General features: G+C 70.2%; 22 protein-coding genes. 11 read left to right on the top strand and 11 right to left on the bottom strand.

The features are described from left to right. The first annotated feature begins 9 nt into the window (after nt 1-9). Nucleotides 10-216, top strand: a complete 207-nt coding sequence (locus AC3WLZ_RS14415; protein WP_492470498.1) for a hypothetical protein — start codon at nt 10-12, stop codon at nt 214-216. A gap of 14 nt (nt 217-230) precedes the next feature. Here AC3WLZ_RS14415 and AC3WLZ_RS14420 read toward each other — a convergent pair whose 3' ends face one another. Continuing rightward, nucleotides 231-800: a hypothetical protein gene (locus tag AC3WLZ_RS14420; protein ID WP_412925602.1), complete on the bottom strand. Its 570-nt coding sequence runs from the start codon at nt 798-800 to the stop codon at nt 231-233. A gap of 204 nt (nt 801-1,004) precedes the next feature. Here AC3WLZ_RS14420 and AC3WLZ_RS14425 point away from each other — a divergent pair, with 204 nt between their 5' ends. Then, the gene (locus AC3WLZ_RS14425) at nt 1,005-3,848 is read left to right on the top strand and encodes a helix-turn-helix transcriptional regulator (protein ID WP_412925603.1); all 2,844 of its coding nucleotides are present in this window, start codon (nt 1,005-1,007) and stop codon (nt 3,846-3,848) included. Between the two features lie 18 nt (nt 3,849-3,866). Then, nucleotides 3,867-6,167 carry a helix-turn-helix domain-containing protein gene (locus AC3WLZ_RS14430; RefSeq protein ID WP_492470499.1) on the top strand — a complete coding sequence of 767 codons (2,301 nt, stop codon included), beginning with the start codon at nt 3,867-3,869 and terminating at the stop codon, nt 6,165-6,167. A gap of 15 nt (nt 6,168-6,182) precedes the next feature. Here the strand turns inward: AC3WLZ_RS14430 and AC3WLZ_RS14435 are convergent, their stop codons facing one another. Together AC3WLZ_RS14435 and AC3WLZ_RS14440 are read right to left on the bottom strand one after the other, a co-directional pair. Continuing rightward, nucleotides 6,183-7,310 carry an FAD binding domain-containing protein gene (locus tag AC3WLZ_RS14435; protein WP_492470500.1) on the bottom strand — a complete coding sequence of 376 codons (1,128 nt, stop codon included), beginning with the start codon at nt 7,308-7,310 and terminating at the stop codon, nt 6,183-6,185. A 90-nt stretch (nt 7,311-7,400) separates the two neighbouring features. Then, the gene (locus AC3WLZ_RS14440) at nt 7,401-8,459 is read right to left on the bottom strand and encodes a helix-turn-helix domain-containing protein (protein ID WP_492470501.1); all 1,059 of its coding nucleotides are present in this window, start codon (nt 8,457-8,459) and stop codon (nt 7,401-7,403) included. Between the two features lie 263 nt (nt 8,460-8,722). On the opposite strand from AC3WLZ_RS14440, the gene AC3WLZ_RS14445 reads away from it, so the two are divergent. The 8 genes from AC3WLZ_RS14445 to AC3WLZ_RS14480 all read left to right on the top strand — a co-directional run bounded on the left by AC3WLZ_RS14445 (nt 8,723) and on the right by AC3WLZ_RS14480 (nt 16,828). Beyond that, entirely contained in the window at nt 8,723-9,448 is a 726-nt protein-coding gene (locus AC3WLZ_RS14445; RefSeq protein ID WP_492470502.1) for an alpha/beta fold hydrolase, read from the top strand. Beyond that, nucleotides 9,441-11,090, top strand: coding sequence for an MFS transporter (locus tag AC3WLZ_RS14450; RefSeq protein ID WP_492470503.1), 1,650 nt, complete (start codon nt 9,441-9,443; stop codon nt 11,088-11,090). The genes AC3WLZ_RS14445 and AC3WLZ_RS14450 overlap by 8 nt, the downstream gene beginning before the upstream one ends. 120 nt (nt 11,091-11,210) lie before the next feature. Further along, nucleotides 11,211-11,972 (top strand): aquaporin, encoded by a 762-nt coding sequence (locus tag AC3WLZ_RS14455; protein ID WP_412925609.1) that lies wholly within the window; start codon nt 11,211-11,213, stop codon nt 11,970-11,972. Nucleotides 11,973-11,993: 21 nt separating this feature from the next. Beyond that, the gene (locus AC3WLZ_RS14460; protein ID WP_412925610.1) at nt 11,994-12,377 is read left to right on the top strand and encodes a nuclear transport factor 2 family protein; all 384 of its coding nucleotides are present in this window, start codon (nt 11,994-11,996) and stop codon (nt 12,375-12,377) included. A gap of 117 nt (nt 12,378-12,494) precedes the next feature. Continuing rightward, nucleotides 12,495-13,712, top strand: coding sequence for a cupin domain-containing protein (locus tag AC3WLZ_RS14465; protein ID WP_492470504.1), 1,218 nt, complete (start codon nt 12,495-12,497; stop codon nt 13,710-13,712). A gap of 98 nt (nt 13,713-13,810) precedes the next feature. Then, nucleotides 13,811-14,704 carry a helix-turn-helix domain-containing protein gene (locus tag AC3WLZ_RS14470; RefSeq protein ID WP_412925612.1) on the top strand — a complete coding sequence of 298 codons (894 nt, stop codon included), beginning with the start codon at nt 13,811-13,813 and terminating at the stop codon, nt 14,702-14,704. Between the two features lie 9 nt (nt 14,705-14,713). Further along, a complete protein-coding gene (locus tag AC3WLZ_RS14475; RefSeq protein WP_492470505.1) occupies nt 14,714-15,748 on the top strand; it encodes a Dyp-type peroxidase in 1,035 nt (344 codons plus the stop codon). 168 nt (nt 15,749-15,916) lie between these two features. Continuing rightward, nucleotides 15,917-16,828, top strand: coding sequence for a helix-turn-helix domain-containing protein (locus AC3WLZ_RS14480; RefSeq protein WP_492470506.1), 912 nt, complete (start codon nt 15,917-15,919; stop codon nt 16,826-16,828). Here AC3WLZ_RS14480 and AC3WLZ_RS14485 read toward each other — a convergent pair. The 8 genes from AC3WLZ_RS14485 to AC3WLZ_RS14520 form a co-directional block, all read right to left on the bottom strand. Beyond that, on the bottom strand, nt 16,726-17,262 hold the full coding sequence (locus AC3WLZ_RS14485; RefSeq protein ID WP_492470507.1) for an MmyB family transcriptional regulator: 537 nt from the start codon (nt 17,260-17,262) through the stop codon (nt 16,726-16,728). The two genes, AC3WLZ_RS14480 and AC3WLZ_RS14485, sit on opposite strands and share 103 nt — an antisense overlap. Nucleotides 17,263-17,334: 72 nt before the next feature. Further along, on the bottom strand, nt 17,335-18,318 hold the full coding sequence (locus tag AC3WLZ_RS14490) for a GlxA family transcriptional regulator (RefSeq protein ID WP_492470508.1): 984 nt from the start codon (nt 18,316-18,318) through the stop codon (nt 17,335-17,337). Nucleotides 18,319-18,412: 94 nt separating this feature from the next. Further along, complete coding sequence (locus AC3WLZ_RS14495) at nt 18,413-18,613, bottom strand: hypothetical protein (protein ID WP_412925617.1); 201 nt, start codon at nt 18,611-18,613, stop codon at nt 18,413-18,415. Nucleotides 18,614-18,761: 148 nt separating this feature from the next. Beyond that, nucleotides 18,762-21,017 (bottom strand): family 78 glycoside hydrolase catalytic domain, encoded by a 2,256-nt coding sequence (locus tag AC3WLZ_RS14500; RefSeq protein WP_492470509.1) that lies wholly within the window; start codon nt 21,015-21,017, stop codon nt 18,762-18,764. Beyond that, on the bottom strand, nt 21,014-22,093 hold the full coding sequence (locus tag AC3WLZ_RS14505) for a LacI family DNA-binding transcriptional regulator (protein ID WP_492470510.1): 1,080 nt from the start codon (nt 22,091-22,093) through the stop codon (nt 21,014-21,016). The genes AC3WLZ_RS14500 and AC3WLZ_RS14505 overlap by 4 nt, the downstream gene beginning before the upstream one ends. A 242-nt stretch (nt 22,094-22,335) precedes the next feature. Further along, nucleotides 22,336-23,220 carry an SMP-30/gluconolactonase/LRE family protein gene (locus tag AC3WLZ_RS14510; protein ID WP_492470511.1) on the bottom strand — a complete coding sequence of 295 codons (885 nt, stop codon included), beginning with the start codon at nt 23,218-23,220 and terminating at the stop codon, nt 22,336-22,338. Next, nucleotides 23,207-23,959 carry an SDR family NAD(P)-dependent oxidoreductase gene (locus tag AC3WLZ_RS14515; protein ID WP_492470512.1) on the bottom strand — a complete coding sequence of 251 codons (753 nt, stop codon included), beginning with the start codon at nt 23,957-23,959 and terminating at the stop codon, nt 23,207-23,209. The genes AC3WLZ_RS14510 and AC3WLZ_RS14515 overlap by 14 nt, the downstream gene beginning before the upstream one ends. Further along, a complete protein-coding gene (locus AC3WLZ_RS14520; RefSeq protein ID WP_492470513.1) occupies nt 23,956-25,080 on the bottom strand; it encodes a zinc-binding dehydrogenase in 1,125 nt (374 codons plus the stop codon). The genes AC3WLZ_RS14515 and AC3WLZ_RS14520 overlap by 4 nt, the downstream gene beginning before the upstream one ends. Nucleotides 25,081-25,087: the final 7 nt, after the last annotated feature.

A 25,087-nucleotide genomic window follows, 5' to 3' on the forward strand; every position in this document is an offset into this window, starting at 1 on the left:
AGGGGGCTCGTGGCCCCCTCCGATCACGCCGACGGCGGGGTACTGGCCGTCTCAGTGCTCGTCGTAGTGGTCCCCGTGAAGGGCATGACGGTGCGAGTCGTGGATGTAGTCGACGTGGTCGCCGTGGTCGACGGTCTCGTGACCGCATCCTTCGCCGTGTTCGTGCGCTTCGATGTCGTGATGCTCGACGTGCTCGTCGTTCGCGGTCATCGCTGATCCTCCGATGCGGCTCAGGCCGTGACGGCGGCGGCTTCGGCCGCGCGTGCCTTCGCGAATGCGGCGATGCTCTGCGCGTAGTGCGGGGTCTCGACCTCGCAGTGGGCGCCGGAGGCGTGCTGGCGGGCGGCCGCGGCGTCTTCGAAGGTCTGGCCGCTGGCGATGATGAACTTCAGGAAGTCCTCGGTCGGGTGGGACGTGACGGTGTTCACGTACCGCAGCTGGTCGCCCTCGAGCTGCTCGATACCGAGCTCCCAGATCACCTGGGTCGTCGTCCACCCGGCCGCCGAATAGACGTCGGAGATCGACACCATCTTGCAGTAGTGCGGGCTCGCGACCTCATACCGGTACTGCTGGATGACCAGGCCGGCGCCGATCATCTCGACGTTGATCGACATCGGGGTGCCGTCGTCGTCCACGGTGTAGCCGGCGGCCTTGTGGTCGCCGGGGGCGCAGCGCTGGTACTCGTGCGTCGGCAGGGTCTTCAGCCACTGCTCGATGTCGACGTACGCGAACGGCGCGGTCACGTCGGCGGTGACGACGGCGTGCGAGAGCACGAGGTCGTCGCGAACCATAACGCTCATGGGATGTTCCTTCCAGTTGTGCCGGGTTCCCGGCGGGGATGCGTGACCAGGTGGGCCACTTCGTCGGGTCTGAACCCGCAATCGGAACGTTAGGTTCGGGGTCCACGCGCCCACATCCCCCCGCGGGGTTCCCGATATCGCATGGTGCGAAGGGGGGTGCGAGAGGGTCATGGCCGACCCCCGACCGCCGGTTACGGTGGACGAGTGCTTGCTGATGGCCGACAAGCGCGCCGAATCGGCCTCGACGCGCTCTCAGGGATGGGTGCCGGCCGGTACCACGCGCCCGTTCGCGGCCGGCGGAAGGAGATTCACCAGGTCGAACATGGCCTGGATGCCGCCGCCACGGGCGATCAGGCGGTCACCCTCGTGTTCGGCGACGCCGGCATCGGGAAGACCCGATTGTTGCAGCATGCGCTGGAGCGCGCCACGGAACGCGGCTGGAAGACGATGGTCGTGGCACCCGACGTCGATTCCACGCTGTCCCCCCTCGGCGCACTGATCGGCGCGGCGACGCGCACCGATCCGCCACTCGTCATCAAGGACGACCTGGGCGTGCTGCTGCAGTCTTCGGCCCCGAAGTATTGGCTGACCAGAACCATCGCTGAGGGCCTGGAGACCATGGCGGGTGCGGCCGGAGCGTTGGTCATCGTCGACGACCTGCAATGGCTGGACGCGGGATCGCTCGGCGCGCTGACGGCGCTCATCCACGATCTTCACGGCGTTCCCGTCGTCTGGCTCTTGGCGACCCGGACCGGCGTCTACAGCGAAGCCCATCAGCGCTTTCTCGACGGGGTGAAAGGCTTCGCCGCCATCCTCGACCTCGCCCCGCTCGACAAGACAGCGGTGGACGAGATCGCGCGGGACGCCCTCGGCGGCGAGCCCGGTCCCCGCGTCGAGCACGCCCTCACGCGCACCGCCGGATACCCCCTCCTCGTCCTCGAGCTCCTCCGCGGACTCGAAGAGGAGGGGCTCCTCCGGTCAGCTCGCGGAGTCGTCGACCTCGACGACGAGACGCTCCCCGCACGTTTCGGCGCATCAGCCCGCGACAGGCTTCGCCAGCTCAGCCGGGACGCGCAGAGGATTGCGCAGATCGGAAGCCTCTACGGCAGGGAGTTCCCCCTCAACGGGGTTCTCGACATCCTGGGGCAGACGGCCTCCGCGGCCGCGCCCGCTCTGCAGGAACTCCTCGACCTCGGGTTCATCGTCGACACGAGCACGTCCCTCGCCTTTCGGCACGACACCGTGCAAGCGGCCGCCCTTCAGAGCCTCTCGCCCTCGCTTCGACGGGCAATGACGCGCGAAGTGATCCGCCGACGCCTCCAGGCGGGGGAGGGTGTCGGCGCACTCGCCTCGTCGATCCTGTCCGTCGCGGAAGCCGGCGACGACGAGTCGATCGAGCTCTTGTTCCATGCCGCCCAGCGGCTCTCCTCCACGGACGTGCAGGGGGCGGCCGAGTTGGTGATCACCGGCGCGCATCTCACCGCGGGGAGTCCAGCCCACGCCGATCGCGTCGCCGCCATGCTCCCCATCGTCCTCTTGGGAGGACGGGTCGAGGAGGCGATGGAGATCAGTCGCTCCCTCAGGCCACTGCTCACCCCGGATGCGCGCGCGAACATGAGCCTCGCCATCGCGCGTCAGCTCACCGAATCGGACTTCGACGGGGCGATCCGCGAGACCGCGGCCGGGCTCGCGATCCCGGGCGTATCCGACGAGGCACGCGTCGGATTGCTCTCCGTACGCGCCCTGAACTTTGCCAATAAGGCCGACGAGAGGGGCCTCCGCGAGAGCCTGAAGCAGGCGCGTGAGACCTCAGATCCCGACCGGGACGGACGGGCCCTGGCCACCCTCGACGCCACGGAGTCGGTGCTGGTGTTCAACCAAGGCGACTTCGACGAAGCCGAACGGCTGCAGCGCCGGGCGCTCGAGAGCATCTCGCGCCTCGGCATCCCCACCGGTCTCTGGATGCCGGAGGGTCTGTGGCTGGCCTTCATGCGCAACAGCACGGGGCACTGCGCAGAAGCCCTGCGACTGACCGATGAGGGCCTGGCCGAGGCACGCGCCGCGAAGAACGTCATCGCCGAGGCCTACTGGATGATGGTCCGCTCCCGCGTGCTCTACGACGTCGGCCGACTGGACGACGCCCGCGCGCAAGCCGAGACCGTTCTCGAGCTCGGCGAGCAGCTGGGCCTCGGCGACTTCATGAACGCCACGGCCGGAATCGTCCTGCACCGGATCTCGCTCCACACCGGGGACATTCCGCTGCGGGAGCGGGTTCGGCCGCTCGTCCAAAGCCTCGCCGACGGCGTCGGGCTCCGGCGCACCGGTCAGTGGAGCCTTGCGGTGGAGGCACGGGAACGGATGCGCCCGACCGAAGCGTACGAACACTCTCAGCTGGCCATCGCGACTCTGCGCGAGGCGACTCCCTCGATGACGACCCCCGCGGATTTCTCAGACGACTTCGTGCTCGCCGCCATCTGTCGAGAAGCCGGCGACCTCGACGCGGTCGACGTCGTCGTCGAGGTCGCGCAGCACCGGGCCGCCCAGAATCCCGACAACGTCTTCGTCGCGGCGCTCGCGCGCGCGGCGCGCGGCATCCGCGACGGCTCGGCCGACGATCTTCTCGCCGCGGCCGAGCTGCTCAGACACGAATGCCGCCCCTTGGTGACGGGCACCCTCTTCGAGGCCGTCGGAGACTTCTCGGAAAATCGGGAGCAGGCGACGAAGGCTCTCACGCAGGCGATGCAGTCTTACGCGACGTGCGGTGCGACCCGCGATGTCACTCGCGTGCTCAAGAGCCTGAGGAGCAGGGGGGTCCATCAACGACCTGCCGGCACCGCCGAGACCAGTGGGGGAAACGGCCTGTCCCTCCGCGAGCAACAGGTCGCGGCTTTCATCTTCTCGGGTCTCACCACGCAACAGATCGCCGACGAGCTCCTGGTGTCCCCGCACACCGTCGTCACCTACATCCGACACATCTACGCCAAGTGGGGCGTCAATACGAGACGTGAAGTGGCGCAGCAGTATGCCCGGTTCCGCGGCCGTGGCTGACGCCGGCGGAGAGACGTCATGACCGATCCCTCACCGTTCGGGCTGTTGCTCCGGTCGCTCCGGGTCGAACGGAATCTCACCCTGGAAGCCCTGTCGGCGATCTCGGGCGTCAGCGTCCGCACCATCGGCGACCTCGAGCGCGGCGTCAGCACGTCGCCCCAACGCCGCACGGTCGATGCCCTGGCCGAGGGCCTGGGCCTGGACGTCGCCGCCCGCCACGCGTTCCTCCGCGCGGCCCGGGCGCGCGTCCGCGTCGTCGACTCCCCCGACGCGCCCGGCGCCGTCCCGCCCCACCGCGTGTTCGATTTCGCGGGCCGGGAGCGCGAGATCCGGGACGCGCTCGACGTCCTCGAGGGCGAACCGCCCTCCGGTCGTCCCCGCCCCGCGCTCGTCATCAGTGGCGCCCCCGGAATCGGCAAGACCACCGGCGCCGTCGAGATCCTCGCTCGCGGACGCACCGCGGATCTCCCCACCGTCTTCGTCGGCCTGGACGGCTTCAATCCGTCCCCGCTGACGCCCCTGCAGATCATCACGGCGATGCTCCGTCAGCTACCGGGGTCGGAGCAGAAGCCACCGACCGACCTCGACGGGGCAGCGAAGCAATGGCGTGCCGCCGTCGACGCCTCCCCCGTTCGTGTTCTGCTCGACAACGCGGCCAACGAGGCACAGGTCCGACCCATCCTCTCGATCTGCAGCGGCGACGTCGTCGTGGTGACGTCGCGTCGGAGCCTGGCCGGACTCGAGGGCGTGCGACGACTGCGCTTCGACCCCCTGCAGCGCGACGCCAGCATCGCCCTGCTCCGCCACCTCATCCCGCAGGCCGGTGCCGACCTCGACGCTCTGGACGAGATCGCGAGCCTCTGCGACGACATCCCCCTCGCCCTCCGCGTGGTCGGCAGCCGGATCGCGAGCCGGCCGTCGTGGAACGTCGAGGACCTCCTGTTCAGACTGCGGACGGCCGAGGACAGGCTGCGGCTCCTCGTCGCCGGAGATCTCGCGGTCGAATCGGCCATCTCGCTCTCGTACGAGGAACTCGACCCCCGCACGGCCGCCCTCTTCCGGTGGATCTCCCTCATCGGCGGGAAGACCTTCGGCGCGCACCTGGCGGCGGCGGCGGTCCGCTCGACCGACGTCGCGGAGGTCGAGGTCCGCCTCGACGACCTCACGGATCTCGGCCTGCTCGAAGCGCGCGGCGGTGATCGCTACCGACTGCACGACCTCATGCGCCTGTTCGGCGTGAACAAGCTGCGGTCCACCGTCGGGCCGGACGAGATCGAGAGACGCCGTGGGCACATCCGCACCTGGCTCCTCGGAACCCTGGAGCGGGCCGGAGCCTGGTACGAGCCGAACAGGGAACCCCAGGTCGGCGGCACCGGGCGGGTGTTCGTCGACGCCGACGACGCGGCGACGTGGATCCGGGCCGAGGCGGAGCATTGGTGGCCCGCGTACTCCGAGGCCGCCGAACTCGGCGAGGATGCCACGGTCGTCGATGTCGCCGATGCGTTGCACTGGTACTCCGACGTCTGGCTCGCCTGGGGGAATTGGCATCCGTTCTTCTCGCTCGCCGTGGCCGCCGCCCGGAATCTCGGTGACGCCGCGATGGAGGCGACGCAGCTCGGGTACCTCGCGTGGGCAGACATCGTGGAGACGGGGGATCGTGAGCGCGCGGTGCTCACCGGACGCGCGGCGCTCGAGGCGGCGCAACGCGCCGGCGACGCCACTCAGGAGGGGTGGGCGAACTACTACGTGGGATGGGCGAGCTGGCTCCTCAATCGGGCCGCCGACGCCGCGATCGCCGCCGATCGGGCGGTCGACGCGTTCTCACGCTCGGACGACAGGGCCGGCGTGGAGAATGCGCAGCTGCTCGCAACGATGATCCAGAACACGCGAGGGGAGCATTTCGCCGCGATCGAGCGGATGGAGGCCACTCTCGCGCGCATCCAAGCCGACCCCGAGGCCGACAGCTTCCTCAATCTCATCACCCAGTACGCCGCCTACCTGGACCTCGTGGATGCCTATATCGCGGTCGGCCGCCATGACGACGGCATCCGCGCGGGGGCGATCGGCATCCGGATCGCCCGTGCGCTGAAGGACGACATGAGGGTCGCCCTGATGATGCGTCGTCACATCCGGGCTCTCATCGCCGCCGGCGAATCGGCGGCGGCGATGGCGGAGGTGGACGAGGCGCTCCGTCTCCTGGGCCCGGGCAGCAGCGAGGCCTTCGTCTTCGCGCGGTTCCGGGCGGAGATCGCTCAACTCCTCGAGGGCCGGGAGCTCCGCCCGAACCCGGACCCGCGCGGTTCTCGCGAGGCGCCGTAGCTTCTGCCGTCGGCGTCAGAGGGGAAGCGAGTCGCCGAGCTGCTGACCGTAGCGGGCGATGGATCGGCCCACGGGGAGCCTGTCGCGGTTGTACACGGCGAGCGCGTCGCGAACGGACAGCTCGCTGCTCAGCAGGTCCACCAGCGCCATGGCGTCACCGGCGGCTTTGGCCGCCCCCATCGCCGTGTGCGGCCGGACGACCACCGCGGCGTCGCCGACGAGGGCGACGCGGTCCGCGGACATCCGCGGCGTGACGTAGTCGTAGATCGCCTGCAGGAACGGGCGCGGCTCGGCGGCGACGGCCTGCGCGAAAGCCTCGGGCAGTTCGGATGCCGCGGCCGCGACGAGCGCGTCGCGGAGACCGGCCGGAAGGTCGCCGGGGGCGAGGGAGCTGCTCGTCGCGGCGTGCCCGCACGCGACCATGAGGGTCTTCAGACCGTCGAGCGGGAGGGACCGGTACCAGACCCAGTTGTATCGGCGCAGGCCGCGACCGGTCTCACCGTCGGGTCCCGGGACGAGGTAGCCCAGCATGTGGGAGCGTGACGCGGTGAAGAAGGCGAACCGTTCCAGGAGCGTCTCGGCCGAGGGGTCCGGAAGCGCGGTCTCGGGCACGAGGCCCCGCCACGTGACGTAGCCGACGTAACGGTTGGCGGACTGCCCGTCCGCCACGGCCTCGCGGACGACGGAGTTGAGACCGTCAGCCCCGACGACCAGGTCGAAGGAGAGATTCCTGCCGTCGTCGAGCTGGACCACCGCGCGCGCGTCCTCCGACCGCACGGACGCGACCGCGCTTCCTTGCAGATGGCTTCCGTCGGGGAGGACTCCGCGGAGCCCCTCGTAGAGGTAGTCCCACGACAGCTGGGTCTGGGGTGTCGGGTCGCGGGAGAGGACGTCGCCGCGCCGGTCGAGCGTGATGCGTTCGCGGGCCTCGACGCCCGATCGTGTGACGGCGGTCAGCCCCAGGCGGGTGAGGACGTCGAAGAGGTCCTGCTGCCCGACGAGTCCCGCGCCGCGACGCGCCAGTCCGGTGCGCGACCGTTCGAGGACCGTCACGTGGTGGCCGGCCCGGTGCAGCAGCGCCGCGGTGAACAGGCCGCCGAGGGAACCCCCGACCACCCCCACGTGCAAAGGTTTCGTCGTCATCCTCTGCCACCTGAACGCTGCATGGGGCGACGGTAGCCCCGCGCGATCGCGCTCCGCTTCGACGTTCGACGGAAGTTGGCGCACTCCGTCTCAGGCGCGGCCCGTCGCTTCCCAGAGCCGGATGAGCTTCAGCGCGACGTGGAGCGTGCTGCGCTTGACGCCGTCGGCGAGAGCCTCGCGAACCACGTCCGGCATCCGTTCGAGGCGGTAGTACAGCGTGGTGCGGTGGACGAAGAGGATCTCGCAGGCCGCCACGACATTCGCGCCCACGTCGAGATACGTCTCGATGGTGTGCCGCTGACTGTCATCGGTCTGCCGGTAGAGGGCGTACGCGGCGGGTGAGATGACGTGGAGGTGCGCGGGGTTCGCGGACGCGGATGCCAGGAGCAGCCACCCGCCCAGCTCGCTGGCGTCGGCGACGGGGTGGAACTGGGGCAGGGTCGCCGCGAGCGAGGCCGCGATGGCCGCCTCCTCGGCGGCGCCCCGCACGTCGTCCGCCTCCCGTGCCGGTGAGGCCGTGCCGATCCCGAGAACACGGATGCCGTGCTTCGCGGCCTCGTGGAGGACGACGTCGTCGACGTCTCGGCCGACGGGCGGGCCGACCAGCATCACCATGCCCGCGCGCAGGGCGAGGAAGTGGAGGGCGAGCGGTCGCAGGTGCGTGACGTGTCGCGCGAAGGCGATCCTCTGGACGTCGGTGACCGCCGCGTCGACGAGCAGCGCCCGAACGACGGAGCCCTGGTCGCGGTTCAGCCATCGCTGCTGGAGCGCGCGGGTGTAGGCCGCGCGCCGCACGTTCTCGTCGTCGTCCAGCAGATCGCGCAGCACCGAATCGCGGTCCGGACCCCGGTCCTCGCTCAGCAGTTCCCGCACGAGGACGGATGCCGCGTCGAGGGCTTCGAAGTCGAGTGGGGAGAGCGCGCGTTCCGCGTCGGTCCGGACGGAGATGTGCGCGAGGGTCACGCCTCGGTCTTCCACGGGCACGACGACCCGCGACTCGGGCGAGCGGCCCCCGGCCCCGCTCTCGAGGGCGGAGGGATGCGGCGCGCCTTCACGGACCGCGACCGGACGCCCCAGGGACGCGGTGAGCTGATCGGCGATGTTCTGCAGGCTGACGGGTGCAGTCGTGGCGTTCGGGGTGGCGCGCACGGGGGCTCCTCTCCGGGCGGGTTCATCATGCGGCGTCCGCGTCGACAACCGCCGACGCGGGCCGCACCGAGATCGAGTCACCCCATCCGACCGCCTCGCGCGCGGAAGAACCAGGAAGAAAGCAGGCAGAACTGCGCCGTCGAAGCGGCCCGCGCGTGAGGAGCACATCCACCGCGACACGTCTCCGACTCCTGTCGGAAGGCCGGGGCGGTTCTCGTTCCTAGATTCGTCTGAGCACGAGGAGGACGACCACGAGGGATCTCATGACAACAGGCACCACGGTCGTCCTCGTGCACGGCGCGTTCACGGACGCCTCCAGCTGGTGGCCCGTGGTCCTCCGTCTCCTCGGGGCCGGGCACCGGGTGCTCGCGCCGCCCGTCTTCGGCCGCAGCTTCGACGGCGATTGCCTCTACATCCGCGCCTTCGTCGAGCGCATCGACGGAGAGGTCCTCCTCGTCGGCCACGGCTACGGAGCCGCCGTCGTCACCGTGGCGGGAGACGCCTCGAACGTGACCGGGCTGCTCTTCGTCGCGGGGTACGCCCTGGAACGGGGAGAGTCCGTCGGCGAGATGGCCGGCGCGTTCGCCGCCGCCGACGTCGACGAGCACCTGGTGCCCGCGATGTTCCGGGACGAGAGCGGCTGGCCCGGCACCGAGGTCACGGTCGCCGTCCCCTCCTTCCCCGCCATGCTGGCCGAAGGACTTCCCGCCGATGAGGCGTCGGTGCTCGCCGTTTCGCAACGCCCGATCGCCGTATCCGTGCTCGATGAACGCGCCCCGGCCGCCGCCTGGCACGCGAAGCCCAGCTGGGGAGTCGTCTCCACCGAGGATCGGACGGTCCCTCCCGACGTGCAGCTCTTCGGCTACCGGCGGGCCGGATGCCGCGAAGTCGCCGCCTTCGACGCGCCCCACCTCGTCACACAGACCCACGCCGCCGAGATCGTCCGGTTCATCGAGACCATCCTCGACGAGATCGCCGCCGATGGCTGACCCGCAGGCCGTTCCTCCCGCGGCCGAGAAACCCGCGGGCTGGACCTCGGGGTTCGCGCCCCTGGCCGTTCCGATCTTCCGGCTCGTCTGGCTGGCATCCATCGTCAGCAACATCGGGAGCTGGATGCAGACCGTCGGCGCGCAGTGGCTGCTCGTCGAGTCGAACGGTTCCGCGCTCGTCGTCGCCCTCGTTCAGACGGCGTCGGCGGCGCCCGTCCTGATGTTCGCGATCCCCTCCGGCGTGATCGGCGAGTTCCTCAACCGGCGCCTCGTCCTCCTGTACTCGCAGGTGATCCAGTTCGTCATCGTGCTCGTCCTGGCCTACCTGACCTGGATCGGCGAGACCACCCCGGTGATCCTGCTGGCATCCACCTTCGTCCTCGGCACGATCTCCGCCATCCAGCTCCCCGCGTTCCAGGCGCTCGTGCCCGACATCGTCCCGCGCAACCTCCTCGTCGACGCCGCCAGCCTGTCGTCGATCGGGGTGAACATCGCGCGCGCCGTCGGCCCGGCCATCGCGGGTCTGGTCGTCGCGCAGTCGGGGGTCGTCGCGGTCTTCCTGCTGAACGCCGCCTCCTTCGTCGTCTTCCTCGGCGTCCTCTTCTTCTGGAAGACCTACCGCCCACCCGTCGGACGCCACGAACCCTTCATCGACGCGACTCGGGCGGGCATCCGGTACGTGCTGCACTCGCGGATCGTGCGGCTCATCCTCCTCCGGCTCGCGATCTTCCTGGTGCCCGCGAACGCGCTGTGGGCACTCCTCCCGACCATCGCGAAAGAATCCCTGCACCTCGACGCGGACGGATACGGACTCCTCCTGGCCGCGCTCGGCGCGGGGTCCATCATCGGCGCGTTCGTCCTGCCCTGGGCCCGGCGCGTCGCCGCGTTCAACGGGGTCATCCTCGCTTCCTCCGCCGTGTTCGGCGCCGGGCTCGTCATCCTCGTCCTCTCACCGTCGCTCTGGATCACGTTCCCCGTACTGGTGGCGACGGGGCTGGCATGGATCGGCGTGATCGCGACGATCAACGGCACCGTGCAAGCCTTCCTCCCGGTGTGGGTGCGGACGCGCGGACTGTCGTTCTACCAGCTCGTCCTGTTCGGCGGCACCGCCATCGGCTCGACACTGGCGGGCATCGCCGCCGCCGTGTGGGGATCCGGGATCGTCGTCGTCATCTCCGGCATCCTGTGTCTCCTGGGGGCCCTGTCGCTCCTTGCCTGGCCCCTCCCGAAGACCGCCGGGATCGGCCGCGACATCGTCGAGGTCCCCGGCGTCCACGACGAGCCCCGGGACGACGGCCGCGACGATGCCGCCGTGCTCGTCCTCATCCGCTACGCCGTCCCGCCCGACGCTCGCGCGGAGTTCGTCGCCCTGATGGCCCAGGTCAAGCAGACCCGCCTGCGCACGGGCGGGCGCGCCTGGCGGCTGTACACGGACGTCGAGGACGCGGACGTCGTGGTCGAGGCGTACACCGTCGGATCGTGGCGGGAGCACGTGAGCCAGCACGAGGGCCGGACGACCGAGTTCGACGGGGAGCTGATCGCCCGCGCCTGGGCGATGAGCACCACGGCACCGGTCGCGACGCACTTGCTTGAGGTCTCGCGGGCACCGGATCATCCTCACCATCGCCGCGACGACGCCTGAAACGGGGCGTGACCGGCGTCCCCCGGCAGACGGGACGGATGTCGACAACGTCACGACGGAAGTCGAAGAACCGTCGTCGACACCGTCGCTACATTCGCCTCACCGTCCTGAGGAGCAGCCGTGATCCCGATCGAAGCCCCGAGCCCGCCCACCGTTCCCCTTCGCCTCGCAGCCGAGTTCGCCGGCACGTTTCTTCTGGTACTCGGAGTCATCGGTGCCGCCGTCTTCAGCGCGTCCGTGCCCACGAGCGACGGCAACCCCGGCATCGGCTTCCTCGGCGTCGCCCTCGCCCTCGGGTTGACCGTCGTGGGTGGGGCCTACGCGTGGGGCCCCGTGTCCGGCGGCCACTTCAACCCCGCGGTCACGCTCGGCGTCGCCGTGGCCGGGCGATTCGACTGGCGGCTCGTCGGCGGCTACGTCGTCGCACAGATCCTCGGCGGCGTCGCGGCATCGTCGGTCGTCGTCGCGGTCGCCTCCGGTGGTCCCGGCTCCTTCCTCTCCACCGCCCTCGGTCACGGATTCGCGTCGACGGGCTGGGGCGACCTGTCACCGGGCGGCTTCTCGCTGGGGTCCGCATTCCTCGTCGAGGTCGCGACGACAGCGGTGTTCGTCGGAGTCATCCTCGGCGTCACCGGCCGCCGAGGGGACCACGTCACCGCGCCGCTGGCCATCGGCCTGTCACTGACGCTCATGGCCCTCATCGCCATCCCCGTCTCGAACGGGTCCTTCAACCCGGCCCGTTCCATCGCCACCGCGATCTACGGCGGACCGGTCGCCCTCGAGCAGCTGTGGATGTCGCTGGTGGCTCCCACGTCCGGCGCCGTCATCGCCGGGCTCGTCGCCCTCGCCCTGTCCCGAGCATCGGGCGAGCGCGCGACCTGATCACCGGGGAGGGAAGCAGCGATGGACGAATTCACACGCGCCACCTACACCGCCATCGAGCGGCTCGAGTTCGAGCTGATCGTTCGCGACTTCATCACGGTCCTCAACGAAGGATCGACACGGGAACTGCACGCGTTCCTCGCCGACGACGTCCACTACCGCCCCTCCGCTCAGCTCACCGTCTACGGCAGATCGGACGTCGTCGCGATGATCGAGGCCATCAAGCGCACCTTCCAGGAGTGGCGCGTCTTCCTGGTGAGCGTGGCCGTCACGGGCGACGTCGTCCTCGCCGAGCAGTCCATGAGCCTGCGACTCCCCGGCTGCGAACCGCACCTCGTGATGGGCTTCGCAAGCTTCCGCCTCCAGAACTCCCGCATCTCCGCGTGGCATCAGATCCACGCCTGAGCCCCCTCGGCCGCGGCGGAAATCTCCGTCATCTGTCTGATGAGGCGGCGACCCCCGGAGAGTGGGCTGAACGGGCCGGGACTTCACGGCGTCCCGAGCACGAAAGGAGCCTCCTCCGTGGAAGAGAACGACACCCGTCCCCCGCACCACGAGTCCCCCTCGCTGGGAAACCCCGACCTTCCGCCGGAGGGCGAGTCGAACACGGTCGACGACCCGGCGAGCCTGACGATGACCGGTCCCCAGAACCCGGTCATCGCGAGCCAGTTCCCCAACCAGATCGACGCCCCCGGAACCGACGTCTCCACGCAGGCGTTCTTCTGGTCGTCGTTCAACATCTCGCCGCGGCGGGTGCAACGCGGCGGCTGGGCGCGCGAGCTCACCAAGCAGGACTTCGCGATCTCCGACGAGATCGCCGGAGTGAACATGTACCTGGAGCCGGGCGGGATCCGCGAGCTGCACTGGCATCAGACCGCCGAATGGGCGGTCATGACCCGGGGCCGCTGCCGCGTCACCACCATCAGCCGCTCCGGGCTTCCCAGCGTCGAAGACGTGGAGGAGGGGGACCTCTGGTTCTTCCCCGGCGGAACTCCGCACTCGCTGCAGGGCCTCGGGCCCGACGGCGCCGAGTTCGTCCTCGCCTTCGACGACGGGGAGCAGTCGGAGTCGAACACCCTGCTCCTCACCGACTGGTTCGCCCACACTCCCCCCGACGTCCTGGCGAAGAACTTCGGGGTCGCGCAGGAGGTGTTCGCCGACATCCCGCTCCACAACCTCTGGATCTTCCCCGGCGACGAACCCGGCGACCTCGCCAAGGACCAAGCCGACGCCGGCGTCGAGTGGGGCGCATCGGAGCCCATCATCTTCCGCCTCTCCCGGTCCCAGCCGCTGCACAAGAACTCGGGCGGCAGCATCCAGATCGCCGACAGCACCAACTTCCCCTTGTCGCAGACGGTAGCCGCCGCGCTGGTGACCATCGAGCCCGGATCGATGCGCGAGCTCCACTGGCATCCCAACGCCGATGAGTGGCAGTACTACCTCCGCGGCTCCGCCCGGATGACGGTGTTCAACACCGGCCCGCACGCGAACACCACCGACTTCCGCGCCGGCGACGTCGGCGTGGTGCGGAAGAACTTCGGCCACTACGTCGAGAACACCGGGGACGACGTCCTCCAGTTCCTCGAGGTGTTCAAGGCACCGAAATACGAGGAGATCTCGCTGGCGAACTGGCTCAGCCACGTGCCACCCTCCCTCCTCGCCGCTCACCTCAACATCGACGAGGCGACCCTCGCGACGTTCCCGCGGGGCACCCAGGGCATCACTCCCCTGCGCGCCTGAGCGTCGCGCGCGGGGGGAAGGTAGTCCTCACAGGGCCACCACACCGCGTGTCTCCGCTCGTATCTTGGGCACAAGGACAGCGACGAGCGGAGGCACCGGTGAACGCCAGACGAAGCACATTCGGCACTGACCAGCCTCGTACCGACGACGTCGACGGCAGGGCGTCCCTCGTCGCCCAGCTCGTGGACACCGATCCCGAGCGCCGCCGGGAGTCCCTGCGTGCCGCCCGCAGCCGTCGATGGATCGACGTGTACGGCGACGTCGTCGTCCGCGCGGTCGTCGTCGACGGAGCCCCGGCATCGCGGGAGGAGCTCGTCCATACGCTGTCGGTGTCGGGGCGTGGCCACTCGCTCGTTCTCGAGGACGGTGACGCGATCCTCGTCGTCACCTCGCCCGGGCGAAGCGACCTCGACGTGGACGGGTGGATCCGGGACGCCGCCGCGCGCGCGGGCACGCGCGTCATCGGAGCCATCGGTTCGGCCGGGCTGCGCACCGACGAGCAGGATCTGCAGCGGGCGGCGGACGATGCACGCGCCACGACCGAGCTTCTCGTGCTCGTGGGCGGGGATGCCATCGGAACCACACGTGCCGAAGATCTCGGGGTGTGGCGACTGCTGCACACCATGAGCGGCTCGCCCGACCTCGTGGCCGCCGCCTCGCCCGCGGCGGACGAATTGTGGCGCGCCCCCGACCCGATGCGCAGGACCACGGTCGAGGCGTACCTCGACTCGGGATGCAACGTCGCCGTCGCGTGCCGGGCTCTCTTCATCCACCGGACGACGCTGTACTACCGGCTGGAGAGCATGCCCGAGACCGTGCGGGACGCGCTCGCCGACGGCCTGCAGCGGAGCACTCTGCACCTCGGGCTGAAGCTCCTGCGCCTCTGGGAGGGGAAGAACCGCCCCGACGCCGTCCCGCCGTCGCCCGGTGCCACGATCACGCCGATACGGCCTCGACAAGCGTCGAAACGCGCCTCGCACCCCGTGCTCTAGGTTCGGACCGTGAGCACCTCCTCCTCTCGACGCGTTCCCATCGAAGCGCAGAAAGTCGACGCGCCGCTGACCTCCAGCGCGACCTTCCTGGTCGTCGAGGTCGCGGCGGGCACGGACGCCGCGGACACCGTGCGCGACACCATCAGCGGAATCGACGACCTCATCAAGAACGTCGGTTTCCGCGATCTGGACGCGCAACTGTCGTGCACCGTGGGGATCGGAGCGCGCGTCTGGCCGCGGCTCACCTCGAAGCCCCTTCCGGTCGGGCTGCACCCGTTCACCGAGGTCGCCGGGCCGAAGCACACGGCCCCCAGCACCCCGGGAGACCTGCTGTTCCATATCCGGGCCAACCGGCAGGACCTCACGTTCGAGTTCGAACGCCAACTCCTCGACGCCCTCGGAGGCGCGGTGACCGTGGTGGATGAGACGACCGGCTTCCGGTACTTCGACGTGCGCGACCTGCTCGGCTTCGTCGACGGGACCGCGAACCCGGTCGGGAACGCCGTCGCGGAATCGACGCTCGTCGGCGACGAGGATCCGGGCAACGCGGGCGGCAGCTACGTCGTCATCCAGAAGTACCTGCACAACCTCGACAGCTGGCATGCCCTGACGACCGAGCAGCAGGAAACCATCATCGGCCGGAAGAAGGCCGACAACGTCGAGCTCGACGATGCGACGACCGGTCAGAAGTCGCACAAGACGCTGTCCACCATCGTGGTCGACGGGGTGGAGCACGACATCCTCCGCGACAACATGCCCTTCGGCAGTCCCGGGGCGTCCGCCTTCGGCACGTACTTCATCGGCTACTCGCGGTACCTGTGGGTCACCGAGAAGATGCTCCAGCGGATGTTCATCGGCGACCCGCCCGGAATGTACGACCGGATCCTCGACTTCTCCGAAGCGGTCATGGGCTGCACGTTCTTCGCGCCCTCCGCGGACTTCCTCGGCGGTCTCGCGGACGATCCCGGACCGGCATCCCCGTCGGGGCCGATGTCCGTGGACGAGTATCTCGGACTGGACGACACGTCGTCCCCGACCCCGTAGTCGCCCGTGCATCGCGCGGTCCCGTGGGTACCGCGACGGCCCGCGGCCGGCGGCGCATCGGCATGTCCAGATTCGGACCAGATATGGCCGAACCCTTCCTCACCGCGGAGGCGACGGCGATTCCATAATGACTGCATCGTGGTCTGGTGACGAGCAGGGGGTGACGCGGTGGCGGGTAACGGACCGCTCGCGGAGTTCCTCACCTCACGACGCGAACAGCTCCAACCCGAGGATGTCGGCATCCCGCGAGAGCGCGGACGACGGGTGGCGGGCCTTCGCCGCGCCGAGGTCGCGGGACTCGCCGGTATCAGCGTCGACTACTACCTGCGGCTCGAGCAGGGACGCGACCGGCAACCGTCCGCCCAGGTGCTCGGCGCGCTGAGCCGTGCGCTCCTCCTCGACCGAGTCGCGGACACCTACATGTACCGCATCGTGCAGTCCACGGGCGGTCGGCAGCGCTCCCCCCACCCGGCGGACCCCTCGGATGCCGCCGAGATCCTGCGCGCGTGGGGGGATGCGCCCGCCTACATCACGGACGCCCATCACGACATCATCGCCGTGAACAGCGGGGCCACCGCCGTCGCCCCCGACTACCTGCGTGTGGGACGGAACCTCCTGCTCGACGTGTTCGCCGTGTCGGAGAGCGCCTACGACGACGAGAGTTGGAACGACACCGCTCGGCGGCTCATCGCCGCGCTCCGTTTCCAGGCCGACGCCTCCAGCCCGCGGCTGCGGGAGATCCTCGGCATCCTCTCGGTCGAGCATCGCAAGTTCCGCCAGCTCTGGTCGCTGGGCGAGGCGTTTCCGCAGACCACCGGCGTCACCCTGAGCCACATCGATGCGCACGGGTGGGTCGACCTGCGGTGGCTGACCCTCGACGTCCCCGGGGAGGTCGGCCACTTCGTGACGACCTTCTACGCGGATGCCGGGACCCCGGGCGCGGACGCGCTCGCCGACATCGCCGCGCGGGCGCGGGATCACTCGGCGATGCGACCGTTGGCCACGATGGATGCCAGCCTGGCGAGCCGGGCCTCCGACTCCGCGTCGACACCCGCCAGCATCATGAGAGCGTCCGCCTGAGTGTCGTCGATCCACTCTTCCCGGTAGGCCAGGGTCATGTCGCCGACGGGCGTTCCGAGGAATCTGGCCACGCCCTGTCGTGCCGGCGCTTTCTCGTCCGCCCACGCCGCGGAGAACGTCGCGCTCGTCGCCGACAGCTCCCCGACCAGGTGACGGAACGGGGCGTCGTCGTGGTGGTGGTCGAGGGACTCGCGCAACATCGCCGCGACCTGGCCCGCCAGGACGTCCCAGCAGGCGGCGCCGGCGTACCCGGCGGAGTCCACGAACGTGTACCGGGCGAGGTTCGTCCCCTCCACGAAGCCCGGTGAGAGGGCGCGGGCCAGCGCGTTGGATGCCACGACGGTGAGGTGTCGATCCCGGACGAGGACGGGGACCCCCTCGACGGACTCGACCAGCGCGCGCGCCGTCTCCGGACGGTGATCGTCACGACTCATGCGGCCAAGCTACTTTCCTCGCTGGGGCGGTGCGTGGTCCCCCGGGGACCACCCTCACCGGCCTCCCGGGGGTCAGATCGGCGGCCGTTCGGCGACACCGTCCCCGGTGGTCTGGAACCTCTTCTGGTAGTCCGACGGCGTCGTGCCGTAGCGGGCGACGAAGGCGCGACGGAAGGCGACCGCGCTCGGATACCCGGCAGCGAGAGCCGTCTCCGAGACCGCGCGCCCCTCTTCCAGGAGACCGAGCGCGAAGTCCAGGCGCATCGACCCCGCGAACTCGGTCGGCGTCATCCCGATCTCGTCTCGGATGACGCGAGTGAGATGACGGATGCTGATGTTGGCGTGGCCGGCGAGATCGCGCAACGACGTCGGACGTGTCGGATCGCTCGCGACGTACTCGGCCACCGCGCGGGCCACGCTCGTCCGCGGGGGGCTCAGGCGCGCGGAGGCGGAGAACTGGGACTGCCCTCCCGATCGGCGCATGTAGACCAGGAGCAGTTGGGCGACGGATCGAGCGACATCGGCGCCGAAGTCCTCCTCCACGATCGCCAGCGCGAGATCGATGCCGGCGGCGACGCCGGCCGACGAGTAGACGTCACCGTCTTTCACGAAGATCGAGTCGGGGCGCACGTTCACGGCGGGGTACATGCTCGCCAGGGCGCCGGTGAACTTCCAGTGCGTCGTCGCCGCCTTCCCGTCCAGCAGGCCCACGGCGGCGAGCGCGAACGCCCCGCTGCAGATCGAGGCGACCTTGGCCGCGCGCTCGGCGAGGGCGAGCACCGCCTGACGGACCTCGGGAGCGTCATAGACGCCGGGGGCGATCTCGCTGCCCGGGAGGATGACGAGGTCCAGCGGCTCGTCGCCCCGGGCGGGACCGTCGACGCCCACCCGCAGCCCCATCGACGTGGTCACGTCACCGCCGTCCGGGGAGAAGAACAGCACCTCGTAGCCGTCCACCCGCTGGTTGGCTTCGGTGAACACCTCGGCCGGCCCGATGAAGTCGAGTGCTTTGACCCCCTCGAACAGCAGGATGCCGACCCGCTTGCGCCTCTTCATCGGCGTGGCCGGATGCCAGGTCGTCGAGCGCGCGTCCTCATGACGTCATCATCTCCCAGGGGGACCACGGGAGAAGCCCGAGGATCGCGAGCGGTCAGTAGTCGGTGCGCTTCTCGACCTCGATGTCGACCTCTGTCGCATCCGTGGCCCAAGACGCCAGCGTCGACCGCAGCTGGCGGAGCACCCATTCCGGGGGCAGCTGCTCGGAACCCGCCTCGAGGGATGCGAGCTGAGCGATGCGCTCGTCGACCGTCCCGCTCAGGTCGGCGGGGACGGGCTGGTTCGTCTCGGACATGGGGCTCCTCGATCCGGTCGTCACGTCATCACCGCGGGCACTCCGCGGCGCGACGTGCAGTCACCCTATGGGACGAGGTCGAGGTGTGTCTTCGGCGAATGTCGAAGATCGCCGAGACCTCGACGTTTCGTCGATTGGTTGACCGGGATCAGTGCTGGTGGGCGGATCCGACGGCGCCGATCACCGAGTGATGACCGGCGCCGACGAGGATGGCGCCCCTCCCGGGGACATCGATGACGGCGGTGCAGTCGCGCGGGACGTCGGCCTCGAGGCGCACCGTGTCGCCGTCGAGCTCCCAGCGCACGCGAATCGTCCCGTGCGGTGATTCGAGCGAGGACTCGGCCCACGTCAGACCGCCGCCGATGAGCGGGGCGATGGAGATCTCGCGGTAGCCCGGGGCCAGTGGCGCGATGCCGGCAATGCGGCGATGCAGGAAGTCGGCGACGGCTCCGAGGGCGTAGTGGTTGAAGCTCGTCATCTCGCCCGGGTTGACCGTTCCGTCGGGAAGCAGCGAGTCCCAGCGCTCCCAGATCGTCGTGGCGCCGAGTGTCACCGGACGCAGCCACGACGGGCTCTCCGTCTGCATCAGGAGAGCGAAGGCGACGTCCGAGTGCCCCGAATCGGCCAGCGCGTCCAGCACGTAGGGGGTGCCCGCGAATCCCGTCGAGATGCGGTGATCCGACGCCGCGACGAGGTCCGCTAGGCGGTTCCCCGCACGCTCGCGATCCTCCTCGGCGAGGAGATCGAAGACGAGCGCGAGAGCGTAGACGGTCTCGCAGTCGCTGCGGACGATCCCGTCGTTCACGTAATGCGCGCGGAAGGCGTCGCGGACCCGAGAGGCGAGAGCGGCGAACCGTGCGGCATCCACGGTCTCGCCGACGATCTCGGCGGTGCGGGCGACGGTCGAGAGCGTCCGATACGCGCACGCCGTCGCGACCACGCCGGGATCCGCGCGGGCGTCGGCGGGCCTGTCGGGCGGGGCGGACGGATCGAGCCAGTCGCCGAACTGGAACCCGGTGTCCCACAGCCCGGTCGGCGAGAGGAGCGCGGCGATGCGGTCGGCGTGCGCCGTCATCGAGGCGTACTGCCGATCGAGGACCCCGCGGTCGCCGTACGCACGCCACACCGCCCACGGAACCCACACCGCGGCATCCCCCCAGATCGCCGTGTCGGTCGCGGGAAGACCGCCGTACGCGGGGTCGTACTTGAGGATGTCCGGCGCCACGTGCGGCACACGTCCGCCGGCGAGCTCCTGTTCGACGGCCACGTCGCGCAGCCAGTCGGACAGGAAATCGTTCGTGTCGAACAGGAAGCAGGCCGTCTCGGCGAACACCGCGATGTCGCCCGTCCATCCCAGACGCTCGTCGCGCTGGGGGCAGTCGGTGGGCACGTCGACGAAGTTGCCGCGCATGCTCCACACCACGTTCTCGTGCAGGCGGGACAGCAGAGGGTCGGAGCACGAGAACTCCCCGATGCGGTGCATGTCCGACCCGATCACGACGGCCTCGAGGCTCTCCTCGATCGGCGGGGCGGATGCCGGCCAGCCGCTGATCCCGGCATACCGGAAGCCGTGGAAGGTCAGGGTCGGCTCGAAGACGTCGTCGCCGCCGCTGAGGAAGAAGCGGTCGGTCGCCCGCGCGCTGCGCAGCGGCCGGACGGCGAGCTCCTCGTGCTCAAGGACCTCCGCGTGACGGACCACGACGACCGCGCCGCGGGGCCCGCACACGCGCATGCGGACGAATCCGACGAGGTTCTGCCCGAAGTCCACGAGGGTCTCCCCCGACGGCGACGTCCAGGTGCGCTGCGGAGCGATGGTGGCCACGCGGCGCACCGGAGGGGCGAGGTAGGGCTCGAGCTCTGCGCGGGGCGCCGACGAGACGACGACGGGCCGTCCTGCCGCGCCACCCTCGGCGCGGAGCCAATCGTCCGCGAGACCGGCGTCGATCGACTGCCCGTCGTAGAGGTCGGCGCTGCGGACGGGGCCCTCGCTCCACTCCCATGTCGCGTCGGTCTCGACCGTCTGCACGTGACCATCGGTGTACACGACCCGAAGCGACGCGTACACCGCCCCGCGATCGCCGTAGATCCGCGCCTGCCCGCTCCAGCCCAGACGCCCGAGATACCACCCGTCGGCGAGCTGCATCCCGAGCACGAAGCGTTCGGAGACGAGTGCCGCCACGTCGGCCTCGGCGTAGCGGAGCCGACGCTCGTAGGCGGTCCAGCCGGGGACGAGGAGCATGTCGCTCGCGGGTGTCTCGCCGATCCAGGCGTCCGCGACGCCCTCGGCGCTCCAGCGCAGAACGGCGCTCACGATCTCGCTCCGCGGGCGGTCGAGCTCGACGACGCGGCGGAAGCGGGGCGGGGCGTGCGTCTCTTCCGACGCCGCGATAAAGACCGCGGTCACGACACGCTCGTCGTCGAACGGCCGACAGCGCCGGAGGCGGAGGGCGGAGCGACCGGTGCGGCGTCGCCGACGGTCGACGGTCGCACCACGAGCGTCGGTTCGACGATGCGTTGCCGTGTGGGGAACTCCCGCACGGGAACCCCGAGCTCGGCCAGGAGCAGGTCGACGGCGGTCTCGCCGACCGCATCACCCGAGGTGCTGATCGTCGAGAGCGGGATGGCGGCGACGGCCGCGATGTCGTCGCCATCGAAGCCGATCACCGCCACGTCGCGCGGAACCTCGACCCCGCACGAGACCAGCCCCCGCACCACGCCGAGCCCGACGAGGTCGTTCACCGCGAACACCCCGTCGGGCATCGTGGAGCCCCGAGTGGCGAGCTCGACCCCCGCGGCGAACCCGGCATCCATGCTCCGTTCGTCGATACGCACAGCCGTCAGCGTCGCCCCCGCCGTCTCCTCGACGGCGCGGCTGGCGCCGTCGAAACGCTCGCTCACCTGTCTCACGCTGAACGGGCCCCCGACGAAGGCGATGCGGCGTCGACCGATGTCGAGGAGGTGCTGGGCGGCGGCGTACCCGCCGGCCGCATCGTCCACGGACACCGACGCAATGAGGGCGGATGACGAACCTCGGCCCGTGATGACGGCCGGCGTCCCCCGGCGGCGCATCTCCTCGAGGCGAGGTTCGACATCGTCCAAGGTGGCGATGATGATCCCGGAGACTCGCTTGCGCTCGAACAAGTCGAGGTACTCCTCCTGCCGTCGCGTCGACCCGGCGGAGTTGCCGATCATCACGGTACGCCCGGCCTCGGAGGCACGACGCTCGATCGCGTCGGCGATGACACCCGAAAACGGATTCGCGAACTCGAACGCGATGTAACCGATCGTGCCCGTGTCTGTCGAGCTGATCGTGCGGGCTGCATCGCTGGGGACGAAGCGCAGGTCGGCGATGGCTCGCGCGATGCGTTCCCGAGTCGGCGGGGAGAGGAGGTGGGGGTGATTCAGGTAGTTGGACACGGTGGAACGGGACACGCCTGCCGCCGCTGCGACGTCCGTGATCGCCGCGCGTTTGGTGTGCATTCCTCGTCGCTCCTCTGTGTCACGAATGGTCGCATCGGTGATGGTCACTTTTTGGAGTGCTCCAATAGGAGAAGTGAGAGCGCAGCCCGCACTTCATGCCCATTTCCCTAAAGGCGCAGCGCCCGATGCAGTGCATTCGACCTCGATGATCGCACGGAAATTGGACCGGTTCAACCGGGTCGAGCGAGCGCCGGAGATCGCGGCCCCCTGCACGATCCGACGCGCCGTCGAGGCGTGACGGATCAGCCGGCGAAGGCGAACACCGGGGCTCCGCGTACGGATGAGGGCACCGCCGCGACGCGACCCGCGAGAGGCTCCGCCCCCGCCGCGACCCCCTGACGCGAGGTCGTGACGTACAGGACCGGGTGATCGCCGTCGCCGAACGCGCACGACGTCGGGTTCGTCACGGGGAGCGGCAGCACCTGATCGAGTCGCCCGTCGGAGTCGTAGCGGTGAACGGCGGCCCCACCCCACATCGCGACCCACAGGCCACCCTCGGCGTCGAGGGCCATCCCGTCGGGAGACCCCGGAGCGTCGTCCTCCATCCGCACGAACACCCGCGAGGCGCCGAACGTGCCGCGATCGGGGTCGTAGTCGTAGGCCCTGATCTCGCGGGACAGCGTGTCGGCGTGGAGCGCCGTGGTCCCGGCATCCGTCCACACCAGTCCGTTCGGGATCGACACCCCCTCCAGGGCGACGTGGACGCTCAGATCGGGGTCGAGGCGGTACACCCGCCCACCGCCCGGGCGCATGTCGTACGCCATCGAACCGCAGAACAAGCGCCCCGCCGCGTCGCACGCGCCCTCGTTCATGCGCACCGCGGGGTCGTCGAACACGGGGATCCTCCGCACGACGGCGAGGTCGTCGTCGAACAGCGCGAAGCCGCGCTCGACCGCGGCGACGAACCCGCCGTCACGACGACGCCGGATCACGCTCAAGACGTCCGCGATGTGCGTGCGATCGACGGATGCCACCTCGCCGGCGACGGTGATGAGGTCGCCAGCGAGCATGTCGACGTGTCGCAGCGTGCGCGTCGCGGCATCCCAGAAGGCGCCCTCGCCGTGGTCGACCGCGGGGTCGCCGATCCAGCGGACTCCGGCCGGACGAGTCAGATCAGAGCCACCCACCGTCGACCACCCATTTCTGCGCCGTGCACATGGCCGAGTCGTCCGCGGCGAGCCACAGCACCATGCGCGCGACGTCGGCCGGGTACAGCTTGTCCTCCAGGCTCTGGCTGCGCCGGATGTGCTCCTCGGCCTCGGGCGTCACCCAGTCGCGCACCTGTCGCGCCGTCATGACCCAGCCAGGGATGACGCAGTTCACGCGGATGCGATCGGGGCCGAACTCGCGGGCGAGCGTGCGCGTGAGTCCCTCGATGCCCGCCTTCGCCGTGATGTAGCCGACCAGATCTTGCAGATCGATGTGCGCGCTGATCGACCCCATGTTGATGATCGAGCCGCCCCCGGCCGCCCGCATCAGCGGGGCCACGGCTCGCGCGGCGAAGAAGTGGTGACGGAGGTTCACCGCCTGGCGGTCGTCCCAGTACGCCACGTCGAGCTCGTCGATCGTGTGGCGCAGGTCGTGCGCGGCGTTGTTGACGAGGATCTGCACGGGGCCGAGCTCGTCGGCGAAACGTGAGATGGCGCCTTCGAGCGCGGGGATGTCACGCACGTCGCACGTGAGGAACCGTGCGGCCCCGCCGAGCTCGGCGGCGAGCGCCTCCGCCGCGGGAACGTCGATGTCGACGAACCCGACGCGGGCGCCCTGCGCGACGAGCTGGCGGACGATCTCCTCGCCGAGGCCGGTCGCTCCCCCGCTCACGACGGCGACGCGTCCGGCGAGGCTCGGGTAGCTCGCGTACGTCATGCCGGAACACCGCCCGGAAGGATGACCGCGCGCCCGACCGCGCCGGCGGCGAGGGCGCCGAACGCCTCGTTCACCCCGTCGAGCGGGTAGCGGATGCCGATGAGCTCGTCCAGCGGGAGGAGCCCCGCTCGGTACAGCTCGAAGATCGCGGGGAGGTCGAGCGCCGGGACCGAGGAGCCGTACAGCGAGCCGACGATCTTCTTCTGCCGCTGCACCAGCTCGTTGATCGGGACGTCGAAGGTCTGACCGACGGCGCCGAGTCCGACCGCGACCGCGGTGCCGAGCGGCCGGAGCATCCGGACCGCGGTGGTGAGGGTTCGCGGCCGTCCGACGGCCTCGATGGCCCACGCCACCCCGCCGGGGGCGATCGCGAGCACGTCGTCGACCGGGTCGCCCTCCCCCGCGAGCACGGTGTGCGTCGCCCCGAGGCGACGGGCGAGCGCCAGCTTGTCCTCGTCGACGTCGACGGCGATGAGCGGGTACGCGCCCGAGAGCTTCGCCCCCATGATGGCCGCCAGCCCCACACCGCCCGCACCGATCACGACGACCGGGTCGCCCAGGCACCGCCCGATGACGTTGCGCGCGACCCCGACACCGGTGATCACGGCGCACCCCGCGATCGCGGCGATCTCCGCGGGGATGTCGTCCGGCACGGGCACGACGCTGCGCTCATGCACCACGACCCGCTCGGCGAAGCTCGACGCCCCGAGCAGGTGGTGCACGGGGCCGTCGGTGTCGCTCATGCGCGTCGTGCCGTCGAGGAGGCCGCCGGACTGGGCCTGGACGGCTCCCATCTCACACATGATGGGGGCGCCGACCATGCACTGGCGACAGCGCCCGCAGTTCGGACGCCACAGCAGGGCGACCCGGTCGCCGACGCGGATCGCGCCGCTGGTGCGCTCGCCGACCGCCCGCACGCGGCCGGCGCCCTCGTGTCCCGGCACGACGGGGAGCGGGCACCGCAGCTCTCCCCGGAGGTAGTGGAGGTCGGAGTGGCAGACGCCCGCGGCCTCGATCTCGACGAGGATCTCCTCCGGACCGGGGTCGGCGAGCTCGATCTGCTCGATCCGCGGGGGTTCGCCGACCTCTCGCAGGACGGCCGCGTGGATCAGGGACGGCATCGGGGCT

It is taken from the genome of Microbacterium sp. FW305-3-2-15-F-LB2 (genome assembly GCF_058787255.1).

Excerpts from the sequence above, each read along its gene's own strand:
- AC3WLZ_RS14420 (WP_412925602.1), bottom strand. The coding sequence starts at position 800 with ATGAGCGTTATGGTTCGCGACGACCTCGTGCTCTCGCACGCCGTCGTC.
- AC3WLZ_RS14485 (WP_492470507.1), bottom strand. The coding sequence starts at position 17,262 with ATGAGTCGTGACGATCACCGTCCGGAGACGGCGCGCGCGCTGGTCGAG.
- AC3WLZ_RS14490 (WP_492470508.1), bottom strand. The coding sequence starts at position 18,318 with ATGAAGAGGCGCAAGCGGGTCGGCATCCTGCTGTTCGAGGGGGTCAAA.
- AC3WLZ_RS14460 (WP_412925610.1), top strand. The coding sequence starts at position 11,994 with ATGGACGAATTCACACGCGCCACCTACACCGCCATCGAGCGGCTCGAG.
- AC3WLZ_RS14505 (WP_492470510.1), bottom strand. The coding sequence starts at position 22,093 with ATGCACACCAAACGCGCGGCGATCACGGACGTCGCAGCGGCGGCAGGC.
- AC3WLZ_RS14435 (WP_492470500.1), bottom strand. The coding sequence starts at position 7,310 with ATGACGACGAAACCTTTGCACGTGGGGGTGGTCGGGGGTTCCCTCGGC.
- AC3WLZ_RS14450 (WP_492470503.1), top strand. The coding sequence starts at position 9,441 with ATGGCTGACCCGCAGGCCGTTCCTCCCGCGGCCGAGAAACCCGCGGGC.
- AC3WLZ_RS14445 (WP_492470502.1), top strand. The coding sequence starts at position 8,723 with ATGACAACAGGCACCACGGTCGTCCTCGTGCACGGCGCGTTCACGGAC.
- AC3WLZ_RS14495 (WP_412925617.1), bottom strand. The coding sequence starts at position 18,613 with ATGTCCGAGACGAACCAGCCCGTCCCCGCCGACCTGAGCGGGACGGTC.
- AC3WLZ_RS14515 (WP_492470512.1), bottom strand. The coding sequence starts at position 23,959 with ATGACGTACGCGAGCTACCCGAGCCTCGCCGGACGCGTCGCCGTCGTG.
- AC3WLZ_RS14520 (WP_492470513.1), bottom strand. The coding sequence starts at position 25,080 with ATGCCGTCCCTGATCCACGCGGCCGTCCTGCGAGAGGTCGGCGAACCC.
- AC3WLZ_RS14430 (WP_492470499.1), top strand. The coding sequence starts at position 3,867 with ATGACCGATCCCTCACCGTTCGGGCTGTTGCTCCGGTCGCTCCGGGTC.